Annotated in this window: 17 protein-coding genes and 1 pseudogene; 1 reads left to right on the top strand and 17 read right to left on the bottom strand. The window is 42.7% G+C overall.

The features are described 5' to 3' along the window. Positions 1-8: 8 nt before the first annotated feature. Both E4T80_RS08710 and E4T80_RS08705 read right to left on the bottom strand, forming a co-directional pair. The gene (locus E4T80_RS08710; protein ID WP_135057449.1) at positions 9-677 is read right to left on the bottom strand and encodes a hypothetical protein; all 669 of its coding nucleotides are present in this window, start codon (positions 675-677) and stop codon (positions 9-11) included. Positions 678-695: 18 nt separating this feature from the next. Beyond that, positions 696-1,439 (bottom strand): hypothetical protein, encoded by a 744-nt coding sequence (locus tag E4T80_RS08705; protein WP_135057446.1) that lies wholly within the window; start codon positions 1,437-1,439, stop codon positions 696-698. A 131-nt stretch (positions 1,440-1,570) separates the two neighbouring features. Between E4T80_RS08705 and E4T80_RS08700 the strand changes: the two genes are divergently transcribed. Then, positions 1,571-1,963, top strand: a complete 393-nt coding sequence (locus E4T80_RS08700; RefSeq protein ID WP_135057443.1) for a helix-turn-helix domain-containing protein — start codon at positions 1,571-1,573, stop codon at positions 1,961-1,963. 225 nt (positions 1,964-2,188) lie between these two features. Here the strand turns inward: E4T80_RS08700 and msrA are convergent, their stop codons facing one another. The 15 genes and pseudogenes from msrA to E4T80_RS08625 all read right to left on the bottom strand — a co-directional run bounded on the left by msrA (position 2,189) and on the right by E4T80_RS08625 (position 15,286). Then, positions 2,189-2,695 (bottom strand): peptide-methionine (S)-S-oxide reductase MsrA, encoded by a 507-nt coding sequence (msrA, locus tag E4T80_RS08695; RefSeq protein WP_135057440.1) that lies wholly within the window; start codon positions 2,693-2,695, stop codon positions 2,189-2,191. Between the two features lie 19 nt (positions 2,696-2,714). Continuing rightward, the gene (gene yczE, locus E4T80_RS08690; protein WP_135057437.1) at positions 2,715-3,362 is read right to left on the bottom strand and encodes a membrane protein YczE; all 648 of its coding nucleotides are present in this window, start codon (positions 3,360-3,362) and stop codon (positions 2,715-2,717) included. Beyond that, a complete protein-coding gene (locus E4T80_RS08685) occupies positions 3,355-4,536 on the bottom strand; it encodes a lipoprotein-releasing ABC transporter permease subunit (protein WP_135057434.1) in 1,182 nt (393 codons plus the stop codon). The genes yczE and E4T80_RS08685 overlap by 8 nt, the downstream gene beginning before the upstream one ends. Before the next feature lie 92 nt (positions 4,537-4,628). Next, a complete protein-coding gene (locus E4T80_RS08680) occupies positions 4,629-5,576 on the bottom strand; it encodes a 2-hydroxyacid dehydrogenase (protein WP_135057431.1) in 948 nt (315 codons plus the stop codon). 105 nt (positions 5,577-5,681) lie between these two features. Continuing rightward, positions 5,682-6,536, bottom strand: coding sequence for a 3-deoxy-8-phosphooctulonate synthase (gene kdsA / locus E4T80_RS08675; protein WP_135057428.1), 855 nt, complete (start codon positions 6,534-6,536; stop codon positions 5,682-5,684). Between the two features lie 102 nt (positions 6,537-6,638). Then, complete coding sequence (locus E4T80_RS08670; protein WP_228064835.1) at positions 6,639-6,848, bottom strand: antitoxin VbhA family protein; 210 nt, start codon at positions 6,846-6,848, stop codon at positions 6,639-6,641. Continuing rightward, on the bottom strand, positions 6,835-7,683 hold the full coding sequence (locus tag E4T80_RS08665) for a SirB1 family protein (RefSeq protein WP_135057425.1): 849 nt from the start codon (positions 7,681-7,683) through the stop codon (positions 6,835-6,837). The genes E4T80_RS08670 and E4T80_RS08665 overlap by 14 nt, the downstream gene beginning before the upstream one ends. Next, a complete protein-coding gene (prmC, locus tag E4T80_RS08660; RefSeq protein WP_407662374.1) occupies positions 7,671-8,549 on the bottom strand; it encodes a peptide chain release factor N(5)-glutamine methyltransferase in 879 nt (292 codons plus the stop codon). The genes E4T80_RS08665 and prmC overlap by 13 nt, the downstream gene beginning before the upstream one ends. Positions 8,550-8,564: 15 nt before the next feature. Then, a pseudogene (locus E4T80_RS13145) lies at positions 8,565-8,921 on the bottom strand (ASCH domain-containing protein); the annotation flags it as partial. Positions 8,922-8,992: 71 nt separating this feature from the next. After that, on the bottom strand, positions 8,993-10,075 hold the full coding sequence (gene prfA, locus E4T80_RS08655; protein WP_135057419.1) for a peptide chain release factor 1: 1,083 nt from the start codon (positions 10,073-10,075) through the stop codon (positions 8,993-8,995). A gap of 160 nt (positions 10,076-10,235) precedes the next feature. Continuing rightward, the gene (locus E4T80_RS08650) at positions 10,236-10,508 is read right to left on the bottom strand and encodes an HU family DNA-binding protein (RefSeq protein WP_047977377.1); all 273 of its coding nucleotides are present in this window, start codon (positions 10,506-10,508) and stop codon (positions 10,236-10,238) included. A gap of 133 nt (positions 10,509-10,641) precedes the next feature. Continuing rightward, positions 10,642-11,232 (bottom strand): YjaG family protein, encoded by a 591-nt coding sequence (locus E4T80_RS08645; protein ID WP_135057413.1) that lies wholly within the window; start codon positions 11,230-11,232, stop codon positions 10,642-10,644. A 10-nt stretch (positions 11,233-11,242) separates the two neighbouring features. Further along, the gene (gene hemE / locus E4T80_RS08640) at positions 11,243-12,307 is read right to left on the bottom strand and encodes a uroporphyrinogen decarboxylase (protein ID WP_135057410.1); all 1,065 of its coding nucleotides are present in this window, start codon (positions 12,305-12,307) and stop codon (positions 11,243-11,245) included. Positions 12,308-12,637: 330 nt separating this feature from the next. Next, positions 12,638-14,440 (bottom strand): leucine-rich repeat domain-containing protein, encoded by a 1,803-nt coding sequence (locus tag E4T80_RS12805; protein ID WP_167740712.1) that lies wholly within the window; start codon positions 14,438-14,440, stop codon positions 12,638-12,640. 183 nt (positions 14,441-14,623) lie between these two features. After that, entirely contained in the window at positions 14,624-15,286 is a 663-nt protein-coding gene (locus tag E4T80_RS08625) for a hypothetical protein (protein ID WP_135057407.1), read from the bottom strand. Positions 15,287-15,720: the final 434 nt, after the last annotated feature.

Raw genomic sequence — 15,720 nt, 5'->3', positions numbered from 1 at the left:
ACAGTAGTTTATTGTCTATTTAAATCAGAGCCACTAGTAACATATGATACGTCTCTTTTATTATAATATAGAGACCCTTCTTTTATTATACGATTTGGATCTTTTTCAGATTTTATCTCATATCCTGTACTCATTTCAGAAAATGGGCTAGAAACTCCATAAATAATACCTGCGTATTTGCCAGAGAATTTTTCTTGATTATGTATAGCAGAGGCATTTCCTTTAAATTCATATATTTTATTGTAATTAGGGTAATTACCATTAATATATCTAGCTGTTCCTTTATATAACGTTGTATTATTTAAAGAAATATTTACATTTTGGTCATCTATTTTTCCTACTGCACTACCAGAAATTGTTCGATTATCAAAATCTGCTTCTAATCTAATTGTACTTCTAGCAGATGCATAAGTCGCTTTACCTGTTGCATAGCCATCGTATCCAACTTTAAATGTAGATGGTGTGATTTTAGAGTCTGTAATTGTTTCATTAGGCTTTTGGGAATTAACAGTGTTATTATTCGCAGTATCAACATTTGGTACTGTAATAGAGCCTGTAACATTTTTGCTTGGTGTAGTATTTGGCGAGCTTGAACCACCACCTCCACCTGAACTACAAGCGGTTAATCCTAGCATTACAGCAGCCGATAATAATGTTTTTGAAAGTGTTAATTTCATAATAAGATCCTTATATAGTTAAGAATGTTGGTTGTGTAGTGTGATTAGAAATTGCATTAAAATTGTGGTTTGATTAAAAATAAAACCAACTTCAAAATCTTTAAATAAATCATTATGTTTAACTCTTTCGTTTTGATATTTAACAAAAAAGTCAAATACCGTAGAAATATAAAAATTCCTGATTTCTACATTAATATTTCTTTTAGCTAAAAAATTACCTAAGTCGGATTTTAAATTTTCTAATGATTTTTGTTTTTCAAGTATTTCTTTAATTAAAGATTCAAGGGAAAGTCGCAAATCATCAAGTAAATTTCTTCCATAGATTTTGCTGTTCTTTTTTTCTAAAGCCGCTTCGTAATGTCCTTTTGCCTCAGGGTAATTATCTAACCAATGTCTGACTTGATTTACGGTTTCTAAAATCTGTTCCGCAATTTCTTGTGGAGCGAGATAGCCATAGTTTTTTATCAATGTAAGTTTTAGCTCGTTGACTTTTTGATTATTGGCAAATTTCACCAAATCACATAAATTTCGAATAATGACAAACTGTTGCTCAGACTCGAAGCAAGCTAAATTTTCTTGTAAAGCCTGAGCTTTATTGATATTTGATGTATCTTTTTTAAACGGTTGCTGTGTATATTTAATTGTTTTGTTATATTCAACGGCATATTGATTGCAAAATTTGCAGATTTCTGAACCGCTTAATCCATCGTTAGTATCAGCCAAAATGCTAGCTGCATAACTTAAAAATGCATTATCAATCATTGTCTACCTCTTAATTAAATTTTTGGATAAATTTGGAGCAAATGTTATACTCTGTTTCAGTTGTTTACCACAAGCTACCAGTGTTAAAAACTCACCTTATACTGTCTAAAATCGCACTTTAAGGAAATAAAATGGAAGTCCACGATAAAATTCGCGTTATGAGAGAAATCAATCAATGGTCGCAAGAAGAAATGGCGGAGAAACTTTCGATGTCGCCGAATGGCTACGCCAAAATTGAGCGTGGGCAAAGTAGTATCAATTTAGATAAACTTCAGCAAATTGCAAATGTATTTAATATTGATATGGGAGAATTAATTACTTGTAAGGATAGATCAATTTTCTTTGCTGTTGGAGGGGACAATTCTTATAACTTAACAAATAGTCATTTTGGCACTAATGAAGCATTAACAGTTGAAAATGAAAAATTAAATGCATTATTGACAATGAAAGATGAACTGTTAAAGCAGAAAGATGCAGAAATTATGGCACTGAAAGAGGTTATTGAGCTATTAAAAGCAAAATAAAATTATAAAGCCCTTTTGGATAAACCCTAATCATCTTTTAGGCAAGAGATTAGATACGCTTTTTAAGTAAAGTTGCTTGCCACCATATCAATATTGAAGCTATTGAGCATACATATATGCTTTCATTAAAATATATTTATTTGTATAGCTGCTATATATAAATATCGGATTATTTGCAAAAACCACCTTGATGGGAAGCTTAAGGTGGTTTTTTATTTCTGCAGTTTACTGATTTTGCAAAATCGTATTCATCAGTTGAATATCGATATGGCAATAGCCGTTCGGGTTTTTATCCAGATAATCTTGGTGATACTCTTCTGCGGGGAAGTAGTGCTGCAACGGCTGATTTTCAACCGCCAACGGTTCTGCATAATGTGTTTGCAAATTTGCCAAGGCTTCACCAATTACCTCAGCATCTTGCGGATCAACATAATAAATACCGGTACGGTATTGAATGCCTTTATCCGCACCTTGTTGATTGATGCTTACTGGATCGATCACTTTAAAATAGTAATCGAGCAATGTTGCCAAGCTGATTTGTTCGGCATCATATTCGACTTTAACCACTTCGGCGTGCCCGCTGCCGTTACAAACGTCTTGATAGCTTGGGTTGAGCGTATCGCCGTTAGCGTAGCCCGACTCGGCATCAATCACACCCTTGATGCGTTGCATAAAGGCTTCCGTTCCCCAGAAACAGCCGCCGGCTAAATAGATTTGCTTGATATGGCTCATTTGATCTCCTTTGCTGATTTTAAGCGGTATCCGACCGCTTGTAGTGATGAAAAATCCGTACCGTAAATTGTATAATCCAGCCGACACACAGGGCAAATGCCACGGTACTCACCCCCACTGTGCCGCCCAGAAAAAAGCCGAGTACACAGACGGTAACTTCAATACCGGTTCGCACCGCTCCGACCCGCCAGCCGTACTTCAAACAAATGCCGACCATTAGCCCGTCCCGTGGGCCTGCCCCCAGCTGGCAGGAGAGATAGAAGGTCGTGCCCATTCCAAACACTAAAATGCCGAGCGTCATCAAGCTCACTCTGAGAGTGAGGCTATCCGGTGCCGGTAAAAATCGAACGGTTAAATCGACAAACAGGGCAATCCAAACAATGTTCAGCACCGTCCCTAGCCCGAAGCGGAGCTTAAACGGAATCCACAATAACAGCACAACCACGCTGACAATCGCCACCGCCGTGCCAATCGACCACCCCATTTGAATGGCAATGCCTTGGGAAAAGACTGTCCACGGGCTTGACCCTAAATCCGCCAACACCATCAACCCTTCGCCGATGCCCATTAAAATCGTTGCAAGGGAAATCATCAGCAACGCACTCGGTTTAAGCTGCCACTGATGATCTGCCGTCCACGGCATCGCCGGAATTGGGGCTTTACTCATAACGCAGTGCCTCCGCCGGTTCAATTTTCGCTGCGCGATAGGCGGGATATAAGGTGCAAAGCAAGGATAGTCCGATAGACGATAACACAATAACCGCAACCTGCGGGTAAGAGAGCAAGGTCGGCAGCGGCATTCCCGTTGGGTTAATAAAGCTTAAAATATCGCCAAGATAGCGGCTCGCCAACACGCCGAGCGTGCCGCCGATCATCGCCCCGATCACGCCCACTATCGCCCCTTGGGTGATAAAAATCCGCATCACTTGCCCTTTGGTTAGCCCTTGGGTTTGTAAAATCGCAATTTCGCCCTGTTTATCCACCACCATTAAGCTCAACGAGGTAACAATATTTGAGATCGCCACCACAATAATCAGGCTAATCAGCAAGCCCATCATATTTTTTTCCATTTTAACTGCTTGGAAAAATTCGCCTTTTTGCTCTCGCCAATCGCTGATCCGCCATTGCTCCGGCGGGAAAGTAAGGCTTAATTCAGTCACTAAAAACGGATCGGTTAAGAATAAACGTTGCCCTTGCACTTGATCGTCCGCCAAACGCAACAAACGCCCGACGTCCGCCAAATTGGCAAATAGGGTAAACTCGCTGGCTTCTTGGTTAGAATAATAAATATCGGACACGGTGAATAAGCGTTGCACCGGCACACGCCCAAACGGGGTATATTGGCTGTTTTCGGTAATCAGCAAACGGATTTTATCGCCGATATTCAAGTTGAGCTTATAGGCAAGGCGTGAACCAATCACAACGTTAAATTCACCCTTCGCTAAACGTTGGTTGAGATCGTCAATCTCTGCTAACAGCAGGTCATCTTGACGGCTTTGCACCCCGATAAGCTGCCCTGCGTTGATCCCTTTTTGGCTTTGGATCATCACATTGGTGCGGTTAATCGGCACACTTTTCAATACAAAATCGGGCGGATTAAATGCCGGCATTGCATTTTCGTCATTTTCAATCGGAGACACGATGACGTGGGGCAAACTGGCGAGTACATTTTGCTTTTGCATATTTTCCAGCCCGTTCATTACGGATAGTACAATAACCAACGCCATTACGCCAAGCACAATGCCAAAGCCGGCAAGGTTCGTCACCAAACGCCCGAAGCGGTCGCCACTCTTGGCACGCCAGTAACGTAATGCAATAAAAAAGGGAAGATTGATATTCATAAACGGATAAAACGGATAGATTTTGCAAAAGTGTACCAAAATCTACCCGCTTGTTTTATTTATTTTTGTGAATTTCGCTGAAATCTGATGACTTATTTGCCGGTGGCGACAAATTCTTCGATATTCTGTGCCACTTTATTCACTAACGTGGTTACGGCGGAGTCGCTCGCCCACGCCACGTGCGGCGTAATCAATAAATTCGGCAAGACTTTCGCCGCTTGAATCAGCGGGTTATCTTTCTCCGGCGGTTCTTTCACCAGCACATCCAACGCTGCGCCGGCAATCGTGCCGTTTTGCAAAGCATCCAGCAATGCTGCTTCATCAACCAATGGGCCTCGCCCTGTGTTGATTAAGTACGCCGTCGGTTTCATCAACGCTAAGGTTTGCACATTGATGAGATTTTGCGTGGTGTCGGTTAGCGGGCAGTGCAGGGTAACAATGTCCGCTTGGGCTAACACCGTTTCAAACGGGGTGTAACCCTCACGAATAGCCGTTGCGCCTTTATGCTCGGCGTACAGCACCTTCATTCCCAATAAAGCGGCTAAACGCCCGACTTCCGTTCCCAAGCAGCCTTTGCCAAGCACTCCGAGGGTTGCACCACGCACATCGGTAATCGGGTAATCGGTATAGCAGAATTGCCCGCAGGTTGCCCAGCGATCCGAGGTAACTTGATCCCTATGATAGCTCATCAAACTGTGTTTTAAGGCGAAAATCATTCCTAATACGTGTTCCGGCACGGTAACACTGGAATAGCCGGTTACATTTTTTACCGCAATGCCCAATTCTTTTGCAGCGACTAAATCAATATTATTCGTGCCGGTGGCAGTAATCGCAATGAGCTTTAATTTCGGCAATTTCGCCAGTAATTCACGCCCAAACAGCACTTTACTGGTGATAATAATATCGGCGTCTTTGGCACGCTCAAAGGTCTGTTCTGCGGTGGTTCGGTCATATTCGACCCAATTATGCGGAAAGCTCGGACGAGGGATTTCGTGGCTGGCAGGGATTCCGGTACGATCTAAAAAAACAATATTTAGCATCATCAACTCCTTAGGGTTATTGCTTTATCGGGACTATATAACAAGCGGGCAGTTTTAACAAAAAATTTACAAAATCCGCCCGCTTGTCCTACCAGCTTTATGGCATTAGTTGGAAGTATCAATGTCCGCAAAGGATTTAACGAGATCGTCCACCGCTTTCATTTGGCTGACAAACGCCTCTAATTTCGCTAGCGGTAATGCGGACGGCCCGTCGCATCTCGCTTCATTCGGATTTGGGTGCGCCTCTAAAAACAGCCCCGCTAAACCAATCGCCATACCTGCACGGGCAAGCTCGGTAACTTGATCACGGCGACCGCCGGAGGCTGCACCGAAAGGATCACGGCATTGTAGAGAGTGGGTAACGTCAAAAATCACCGGGCAGCCTTTGGAGACTTTTTTCATCACATTAAAGCCCAGCATATCCACCACTAAATTATCATAACCGAAATTTGTGCCACGATCGCATAAAATTACCTTGTCGTTACCGCACTCTTGGATTTTTTCGACAATATTCCCCATTTGTCCCGGGCTTAAAAATTGCGGTTTTTTCACATTGATCACCGCACCTGTGCGTGCCATTGCTTCTACGAGATCCGTTTGACGCGCCAAAAACGCCGGCAGTTGGATAATATCCACCACCTCTGCAACCGGTTGGCATTGGTAAATTTCGTGGACATCGGTGATAATTTTGACCCCGAACTGCGCTTTCAGCTCTTGAAAAATGTTCAGCCCCTGTTCCATTCCCGGCCCGCGATAGGAGTGAATGGAGGAACGGTTAGCTTTGTCAAACGAGGCTTTAAACACATAAGGTACACCCAATTTTTCGGTAACTTCAACGTATTTTTCACACACCGCCATCGCCATATCACGACTTTCCAGCACATTCATACCGCCAAACAGCACAAAAGGTTTGTCGTTGGCAATCTCAATATTGCCCAATTTAATCACTTTATTGGTCATTTTGTTTTCCTATTCTATAAAATCCAGTCGTTCAAAAATCATCTTTTCAAACAGCCTATTATCCGCATAACGTGAGGATTGCTCCGACGCTTCTATCACTATTCATCTTCCGCATATCTCATAAACCCCTCTCTTCACCTCGTCAAATGTGATTTGGTTCTCAATCCAAGCATTAAATAGGGCAATGACATCATCATCAACGATCATTCCTTCCAAACGATTATTATCTATCGCAGCTTGTACCACTTTTCTTCTAAATACCTGCTCTTGAAGGGTGAGATCTTGTTTCATCATTTCCTCAATGTAACACATTCATTTTTATATGCTTTTCCAAACTTGCCATTTCCAGTTTTAGCATTACAGCGGAAGGGTCGTCAGGGCATTGATCGACAAAATAGCTCAAATCATCATAAGCGGCTTGGTAGCAATCCATACTGGCGAGAATAACGCCCCGATCCCGAATTTCATACGGATCTTCAGGGTCTTGCGCCAAACGGTATTCAATCACCCGCAAAATGTCTTCGTAGCGGCCTTCTCTCGTCAGTGCCATTTTAAACACGGTTTCCAAGCGTTCCAGCAATTCTTCCGGCTCGGCAATGCGTAAAAAATCACGGTTCAACTCCGCACTATACCCCATTTCGCCTTCCAGCCATTTGCTCATTTTCTCAAAAGTTAACCACGAGCCGTCCCACGGGTTGATAAAACGGGTCTCTTTGCGTCCGTTTTCCAGCGTTATCTCCGCTCGGATAACCAATTGTGTCGGGAAATTGACCGGATAGAGCGGTAAATCCAACGCCGATGCCAGTTGCAGCAAAATCGCGCCGAGAGCAACCGGCATTCCTCGCCGCCGGCGTAGAACCGTGCCTAATAAAATATTTTCCGTATAAAAATACTCTTGATAATGGCAGTGAAAACCCTGCTGCTGATAGATAAAATCAAGCAGTTGCGTAATGCGTTCTGCATCGGTTTCGCCATTGACGTGATACTTCGCCTTTTTCACCAATGCCGCCATCAGCCCGTAAATTTGGGGCTGACTTAGCGTATGATCCACCAGTAAATTCAGGCGGATTAGCTCTTTATACAAAAAACGTTGAAGCACCGTGCGTGCTTTGTTAGAGAGTTCAAATTGCGGAATTATATCGTCCATATTGCTGTTGTTACTCTGTCTTGTCCACCGTAATCTTGTACGGTTTTAATATTTAGCCATTGATTTTGTTGGAAAATTGCCTGAACCGCCGCAGCTTGCTGCCAGCCGTGTTCAAGCATCAATGCTCCGTTTGGCGTGAGGTAAGGCGGTGCGTTGCAAATGATTTTTTGCAAATCCGCCAAGCCGTTTTGCTCGGCAACCAAGGCGGAAAGCGGCTCAAATCGCACATCACCCTGTTTGAGATGCTCATCCGCCGCATCAATATAGGGCGGGTTGCTGACAATCAAATCAAACACTTGCCCGTTAAGTTGCGCAAACCAATCACTTTGCCGAAAGCGGACATTATCAAACCCTAAACGGCGGCGGTTCTCCTCCGCCAATGCCACCACTTCCGCTAATTTATCGACACCGATAATCGTTGCCCGTTGCCCCAATTCTGCCGCCAACGCTAACGCTATCGCCCCCGTTCCCGTGCCTAAATCCAAAATTTGTACATCTTCCTGTGTTTCTAACCGCTTGTTTGCCCATTCCAACGCCACTTCCACCAGTCGCTCGGTATCGGGGCGGGGAATGAGGGTGGCGTGAGACACTTTAAGCGGCAGCGACCAAAATTCCTTCTCCCCCAAAATATAGGCAAGCGGCTCACCTCTTGCCCGACGAGCCAAAAGTTGTGCCAGTGCGATCAATTCCGGCTCGGTTAATTGGGTCTCCGAAAACGCAAAAATCGCCGATTTCGTGCGCTTTGTAACCGCTTGCAGCAGTAAATTCGCCTCTAATTTCGGGTTTAAGAACGGATCTTGTTCGGCATTTTCCCGTAACGTTTGCTCGGCGAAAGTCAGCCACTGTGCGTAGTTTTGCGGAAAAATATGCACCACGTTGAAATATTCGCAGACTAATTCCAACCCTGACGAAACTGGCTGATTAAGCGCCTGCTCAAAAAAATGCTGATGAGCTTGCCGCCAAGCCGCTAACGAAAGATCCCCCTCCGCTAAGGCAAACGGCTCTCTAATTTCACCAAAACGGGCAAATTCAACCTTACTTAATTGAATTGCCACAATCGGCTGATTTTGGCTGTCTAATACAGTATGGATCTCTGCTGCGCGCGGGTAAGGTTCGTTATGCTGCGCATAAAGCACCTTCGCCGAGCAGGTCGCCGTTTTTAATCCAGCCAAGACCAAATTAGCCAGCGTATTCGGCTTTGCGCCAAATTGCCATTGTTGTGCGTTTTCCCATTGCATTTTCTTTCCACCATCAACAAGCGGGCGTTGTTGCAAAAAACTTACAAAATCTGACCGCTTGCTGTTTTATTTTAGCCTTGCTCCGATAAGGCGGCGAGCTGGTCGGCTTGGTATTCGGTGATAATCGGCTGAATCAGCTCGTCAATTTTGCCGTTCATCACTTCGTCCAAACGGTAAACCGTCAGGTTGATGCGGTGATCGGTAACTCGCCCTTGCGGGTAATTATAGGTGCGGATTTTATCGGAACGATCTCCCGAGCCGAGCAAGTTACGGCGGGTGTCCGCTTGCTCTTGGGCTTGTTTCTCTTTTTCAACCTGCACAATGCGGGAAGCTAATACCGCCAAGGCTTTCGCTTTATTTTTGTGTTGAGAACGCTCGTCTTGGCACTCTACCACAATACCGGTCGGCAAGTGGGTGATCCGCACCGCAGAGTCGGTGGTATTAACGTGCTGACCGCCCGCCCCCGATGAGCGATAGGTATCAATACGCAAATCGGCAGGGTTGATTTCCGGCAATTCCGATTCCGGTAGCTCCGGCATTACCGCCACGGTACAGGCAGAGGTGTGAATCCGCCCTTGCGATTCGGTTTTCGGCACACGTTGTACGCGGTGTCCGCCCGACTCAAATTTCAGCTGACCATAAACACCCTCGCCGCTGATCTTGACGATAATTTCTTTATAGCCGCCCTGCTCGCTTTCGTTGGCACTCAGCTCTTCTATCCGCCAACGTTTGCCTTCGCAATAACGGCTGTACATTCGGTATAGGTCGCCGGCAAAAATGCCCGCTTCGTCCCCGCCTGTTCCCGCACGGATTTCCAAGAAGCAGTTATATTCGTCATTCGGATCTTTCGGCAGTAATAAAATGTGTAATTGCTGTTCGACTTGCTCGATTTCGGCTTTGTTCTCGGCAATTTCATCTTGTGCCATTTCTTTCATATCCGGATCATCAAGCAATAATTGCGCTTCTTCAATATCTCGGTGTAATTTGTTCCAGCGGTTAAATGCGCCGACAACTTCTTCAAGCTGTGCATATTCTTTAGAGTAAGCTCGGAATTTTTCTTGATCGTTGATAACCGAAGGATCACCCAACAGGGCTTGCAACTCTTCGTGGCGCTCGCTCAGGCTTTCTAATTTACTAATAATTGATGGTTTCATTGTGGTTGTTTAATCGTTAGTGAAAGACACGGCTTGAACAAGCGGTCTCTTTTCGGGTTATTTTTGCAAAATGATGGGGTATTGTAACGGAAAAGTCGTTGCGGATAAATGCAAAAAGCCTAGAGCATTCTAGGCTTTTCGGCTAAAGACATCGGTAAAATTATTTTACTAAATCTTTCAAGGCTTTACCTGCAACAAATGCCGGTACGTTTGCTGCCGGAATTTCAATCGCTTCGTTAGTTTTTGGGTTACGACCTGTACGAGCTTTACGGTGATTGACTTTAAAAGTACCGAAACCGATTAATTGAACGGAATCGCCTTTTTTAAGGCTGTCAGAGATAGCGTTTAAGGTCGCTTCCAACGCAGCTTTAGCGTCTTTTTTGCTTAATTGCGCTGCATCTGCAATTGCATCGATCAATTCAGTTTTGTTCATAGTTTTATCCTCTAAAGATTTATGTCGTTAAATTGGCGATATGCCGAATCATTTGCTGAAATGCTTGGCTAGCTTAATCCAAACTCCCCATTTCTCAAAGTAAATAATGCAAAATTTGTTAGCTTTCTCACACTTATTGGTTAATATTTAACCCAATATTGCTCAACCCACTGCTTCTAATCTCATTTTTCAGCCCAAGAATCAATTCCACATCACGCGCTTCACATTCATTTAACAAACGGTAGATCTGCCATTGAACGTCCAATTCCGCCTGAATTTCTTCGCTGTTTTTCAAGTCTTGCTCGCTCAAGGTGCGGTCTTGCTCGGTTTCCAAATAGGTCGCGACCGTATTTAAGGAAAGCTGGCTCATTTTAATCGCTTGTTCCAAAAACTCGCCGGCAATAAGGGTATGCAGCAGATTTGAGAGGGCCTCGCAAGCATCTTGAGCCGGAAACACCCCATAAAAATCGTAGTGATTAACATCGGGAATAATCGCTTCCAATTTCTCTAGTTGCGACTCAAAATTGATTTTCGCCCCTTTGACCGTCAAAAATTCCCATACCAAATTCAGAATATTTTGAAAGGTTTTCCCTTTATCCTGCTGCTCGGTCAGCTCGCCAAAAAGCTGATAGTTCGGCAACATTCGTTCGCACAAACACGCCATAAAGGTGAGATGTTGCCAACTTTCAAAGCGTTCTAACCGCTTGTGGATCGGATTTCTCATTGCGTGTCCCTTATTGGTGATAGGCTTGCGAAAAACGGTGAATCGCATCCACCAACACTTTCGGGCTTTCTGTCGGCACATCTTGATGAATACCGTGTCCGAGGTTGAAAACGTGTCCCGATCCCGCACCAAAATCGGCTAAAATCTGCTGTACTTCCTGCTCAATCCGAACCGGATCGGCATACAGCACGCTCGGATCCATATTGCCCTGCAACGCCACTTTATGCCCGACGCGGCGACGGGCATCAGCAATATCCACCGTCCAATCCAGCCCAATTGCATCACACCCTGTTTCCGCGATCGCTTCCAGCCATAAACCGCCGCCTTTGGTAAACAAAGTTACCGGCACTTGTCGCCCCTCATTTTCACGAATCAAGCCATCAACAATTTTATGCATATAACGCAAGGAAAACTCACGGTAATCACGGTGCGCCAACACACCGCCCCAAGTATCGAACACCATTACTGCCTGCGCACCAGCCTTAATCTGTGCATTCAAATATAAAATGACACTCTCGGCAAGTTTATCCAATAACGCGTGCAACAAATGCGGCTCGGCATAGAGCATTTTTTTAATTTTGGTGAACGCTTTGCTTGAACCGCCCTCCACCATATAAGTCGCTAACGTCCAAGGGCTACCGGAAAAACCAATTAGCGGTACTTCCCCTTTCAACTCTCGGCGAATCGTTCTCACTGCATTCATCACATATTGTAACTCTTGCTCCGGATCAGGAATCGGCAGGTTAGCAATATCCGCTTGGCACTCAATCGGACGGGCAAATTTCGGCCCTTCCCCTACGCCAAAACTGAGCCCCAACCCCATTGCATCGGGAATGGTTAAAATATCGGAAAACAAAATCGCCGCGTCCAACGCATAACGGCGCAAAGGCTGAAGCGTTACCTCGCAAGCCAAGTCCGCATTACGACACAGCGACATAAAATCCCCCGCTTCAGCACGGGTCGCCTTATACTCCGGCAAATAACGCCCCGCCTGACGCATCATCCACACAGGGGTCATATCAACGGGTTTACGCAATAATGCATTCAGATAGCGATCATTTTTTAGGCTAGTCATACAATTCCATCAATCAAAAAATATTGCAGAGAATAATAGCACATTCAGACAGTTTAGCCTAACCGGTGAACGACTTTATCTTTGCAAAAATACTGCCCAAACCAACCGCTTGCAAGTATAATCAACACTCACAAGCGGTCAGTTTTGCCGATTTTTTGCAAAATAAAGAATCCCTTTGGGGAAGAAAGGATTTAATGCGTGTACCACCCAAATCGCTTTCATCGGTACCTATTTCGCTATCAAACCTCTCCAAATGCGAACTGTTCTCATAGATACGTTTATATTGAAGCGACTTTTTCTCATTGGGTTATCTTGACCCAAATAAAGTGTTTAGTCGTTATCAAGATTGTACCCTATATCACAATTAGGGAGTTTAGCTTGTAACCAGTCAATATCTTGTTTGCTGATTGAGTTACCCCGAAGATAAAACTCTGCTAATTGAGTTAAATTCGATAACGGACTAATATCGCTGATTGAGTTACCCTGAAGATAAAGTTCCCATAATTGGGTTAAATTCGATAACGGACTAATATCGCTGATTGAGTTACCCTGAAGATAAAGTCCTGCTAATTGGGTTAAATTCGCTAATGGGCTAATATCGCTGATTTCGTTATCCTGAAGCTCAAGCAAACTTAATTGGGTTAAATTCGATAACGGGCTAATATCGTTGATTTCGTTATCCTGAAGCTTAAGCCAACTTAATTGGGTTAAATTCGATAACGGACTAATATCGCTGATTGAGTTACCCTGAAGATAAAGTTCCCATAATTGAGTTAAATTCGATAACGGACTAATATCACTGATTGAGTTACCCTGAAGATAAAGTCCTGCTAATTGGGGTAAATTCGATAACGAGCTAATATCGTTGATTTCGTTATCCTGAAGCCCAAGCCGATTTAATTGGGTTAAATTCGATAACGGACTAATATCACTGAGTTCATTTGCCTCAAGTCTAAGCCACTTCAATTGGGTTACATTCGATAACGGACTAATATCTCTGATTTCGTTATCCTTAAGATAAAGTCCTATTAATTGGGTTAAATTCGATAACGGGCTAATATCGCTGATTTTGTTATGCTCAAGATGAAGCTCCGTCAATTGGGTTAAATTCGATAATGGGCTAAGATCGCTGATTTTGTTGTCCCTAATATCAAGCTCTGTTAATTGGGTTAAATTCGATAACGGACTAATATCTCTGATTTTGTTGTCCCTAATATCAAGCTCTGTTAATTGGGTTAAATTCGATAATGGGCTAAGATCGCTGATTTTGTTGTCCCTAATATCAAGCTTTGTTAATTGAGTTAAATTCGATAACGGGCTAAGATCGCTGATATTGTTACGCTCAAGATTAAGCTCCGTCAATTGGGTTAAATTTGCTAATGGGCTAATATCGCTGAGCTGCGTATCTGTAAGACTAAATTTCGTTAGTTGGGTTACATTCGATAACGGGCTAATATCACTGATTTCGCCCCCAAGCCTAAGCTCCGTCAATTGGGCTAAATTTGATAACAGGCTAATATCGCTGAGTTTGTTGCCATCTAGCCCAAGCCCCGTTAATTGGGTTAAATTCGCTAATGGGCTAATATCTCTGATTGGATTGCCCCAAATATAAAGAGCAGTTAATTGTGGTAAATTCGCTAACGGACTAATATCGCTGATTTCGTTATCAATAATACTAAGAATTTTTAGTTGGGTTAAATTTGATAAAGGACTAATATCAATAATTTCGTTACCCCAAAGACGAAGACCTGTTAGTTCGGTTAAATTCGATAACGGGCTAATATCGCTGATTTTATTGCTATTAAGATAAAGCAACCTTAATTGAGTTAAATTCGCTAACGGACTAATATCACTGATTCCGTTATACTCAAGATTAAGGTAAGTTAATCGGGTTAAATTCGATAACGGGCTAATATCAATATCGCCTAGCCTGAATCCAAGATAAAGCTCCGTTAATTGAAATAATTGGGCTAAATAGCCTTGTTTATTTTGATTAAACTCACCAAGTGTAATATCTAATTTTTCTAAAAAAATGTTCTGCCACTCTTCCGATAAACCCGCCCACCATTGCAGTTGTTCGGTTTCAGTGGTGCTTTCTGTTGTGTCTAAATCTAATTGATTGGTGTAAGCCATTGCATTCTCCTCATAAATAGCGGTCAGATTTTGGGGATAAGTTGAAAATATGAATACAGTTATAAATGAAAATAGGCGACAGGTTGTGTCGCCAGCAAAACAGCATAAATATTAAAAATACTTATACTATAAAATTTATTTAACGTGGCTGATTTAGGCAATATATCGCTAAAATAGCTTTACTCATTGGTAATTAAGCCCAAGCTGGAACCCATACATATCAATAATCTTCGCTTTCGAATAATAATATTTTGTTGGCTGACCATTAAAATCAAGTACGTTAAACGCTTTACTTAATTTTTCAATCTCCTCTCTATTTTCCAGATAGAATTCATAAATAATACCCAACGATTTTTTATTCGGCACACTAAACCTACAATGATTACCTGCAATTTCACTAAATGCTTTCTTAAAGAAACGATCATAAGCCGGAATAATAGCAAATACACCTAATAATACTTTAGTCACTAAAGTGACTGCCTCATGGTTATTACCTTTCAGAAGATGTTCCTTTGCTTGATGATATAGCATTAAAATATCTTCGGCCTTATCGCTATAATACTCAACATCGATTTCCCAAGTGCTTAAAGGTTTAGAATAAATCCAATTGATAAGGTCTTTTAAATAGGTTGGATTCTTCTGTAATAAAAAACTTGAACCACGCAACATTCCCCAACTTGCTAAATACCCCCATAGTACTTGGCAACTTTTTTCAATATCAATATGTCCGCTTTCCTTTGAAGAACGAAAATGAGAATAACAAAAATCAAAACTGTAATAGCGATGTTGGATATCTTGCTTCTCGACCGTAAATTTTGAGATCACTTCATTAATATTTCTTTTCATACTTATACTCCTCCTCTTCTTAAAGAGATTTTTTCTTCAGGGTTTATTTTGTTTTCTCTGCAAGAGAAAACAAAACCAGTGTACACTGGTTTGCCTTTTGTAAAATTATGCCTAAAATCAACCGCTTGCGCTGGTTGGATAAAGGGATTTAAAAATAGAACGAGCTGAAAGAGGAGCAGTAAAATGCGGTAAATAATCGTGAATGCGGTGAGATAGTGATGACTAAACTCAGCTTAAAATAAAGACTGACAATAAAATCCGTGGGGACGCTAGCATGGCGTCCCTACCTTTCCTTTCAGCTAAGGAATATAAAGTTCACTTTTGCATTACAAACATAAAAACCCCCAAGCTGTTCAGCTTAGGGGTCTCTACTTTTGTTTTTGCTTTCTTGCTTTAATTAATACCCTGATGGTGCCCTACTCTCACATGGGGAA

The sequence above is a fragment of the Muribacter muris genome, from assembly GCF_004569585.1.
Lineage (GTDB): Bacteria > Pseudomonadota > Gammaproteobacteria > Enterobacterales > Pasteurellaceae > Muribacter > Muribacter muris.
This window is presented reverse-complemented; position numbering and strand designations above follow the sequence as displayed.

What these genes read in the sequence shown, in the direction of transcription:
- E4T80_RS08650 (WP_047977377.1), bottom strand. Translation starts at nt 10,508, where the DNA reads ATGAACAAAACTGAATTGATCGATGCAATTGCAGATGCAGCGCAATTA.
- msrA (WP_135057440.1), bottom strand. Translation starts at nt 2,695, where the DNA reads ATGAGCCATATCAAGCAAATCTATTTAGCCGGCGGCTGTTTCTGGGGA.
- E4T80_RS08625 (WP_135057407.1), bottom strand. Translation starts at nt 15,286, where the DNA reads ATGAAAAGAAATATTAATGAAGTGATCTCAAAATTTACGGTCGAGAAG.
- E4T80_RS08645 (WP_135057413.1), bottom strand. Translation starts at nt 11,232, where the DNA reads ATGAGAAATCCGATCCACAAGCGGTTAGAACGCTTTGAAAGTTGGCAA.
- E4T80_RS08665 (WP_135057425.1), bottom strand. Translation starts at nt 7,683, where the DNA reads ATGGACGATATAATTCCGCAATTTGAACTCTCTAACAAAGCACGCACG.
- yczE (WP_135057437.1), bottom strand. Translation starts at nt 3,362, where the DNA reads ATGAGTAAAGCCCCAATTCCGGCGATGCCGTGGACGGCAGATCATCAG.
- E4T80_RS08710 (WP_135057449.1), bottom strand. Translation starts at nt 677, where the DNA reads ATGAAATTAACACTTTCAAAAACATTATTATCGGCTGCTGTAATGCTA.
- kdsA (WP_135057428.1), bottom strand. Translation starts at nt 6,536, where the DNA reads ATGACCAATAAAGTGATTAAATTGGGCAATATTGAGATTGCCAACGAC.
- E4T80_RS08700 (WP_135057443.1), top strand. Translation starts at nt 1,571, where the DNA reads ATGGAAGTCCACGATAAAATTCGCGTTATGAGAGAAATCAATCAATGG.
- E4T80_RS08670 (WP_228064835.1), bottom strand. Translation starts at nt 6,848, where the DNA reads ATGTGTTACATTGAGGAAATGATGAAACAAGATCTCACCCTTCAAGAG.
- E4T80_RS08705 (WP_135057446.1), bottom strand. Translation starts at nt 1,439, where the DNA reads ATGATTGATAATGCATTTTTAAGTTATGCAGCTAGCATTTTGGCTGAT.
- E4T80_RS08685 (WP_135057434.1), bottom strand. Translation starts at nt 4,536, where the DNA reads ATGAATATCAATCTTCCCTTTTTTATTGCATTACGTTACTGGCGTGCC.
- hemE (WP_135057410.1), bottom strand. Translation starts at nt 12,307, where the DNA reads ATGACTAGCCTAAAAAATGATCGCTATCTGAATGCATTATTGCGTAAA.
- E4T80_RS08680 (WP_135057431.1), bottom strand. Translation starts at nt 5,576, where the DNA reads ATGCTAAATATTGTTTTTTTAGATCGTACCGGAATCCCTGCCAGCCAC.
- E4T80_RS12805 (WP_167740712.1), bottom strand. Translation starts at nt 14,440, where the DNA reads ATGGCTTACACCAATCAATTAGATTTAGACACAACAGAAAGCACCACT.
- prfA (WP_135057419.1), bottom strand. Translation starts at nt 10,075, where the DNA reads ATGAAACCATCAATTATTAGTAAATTAGAAAGCCTGAGCGAGCGCCAC.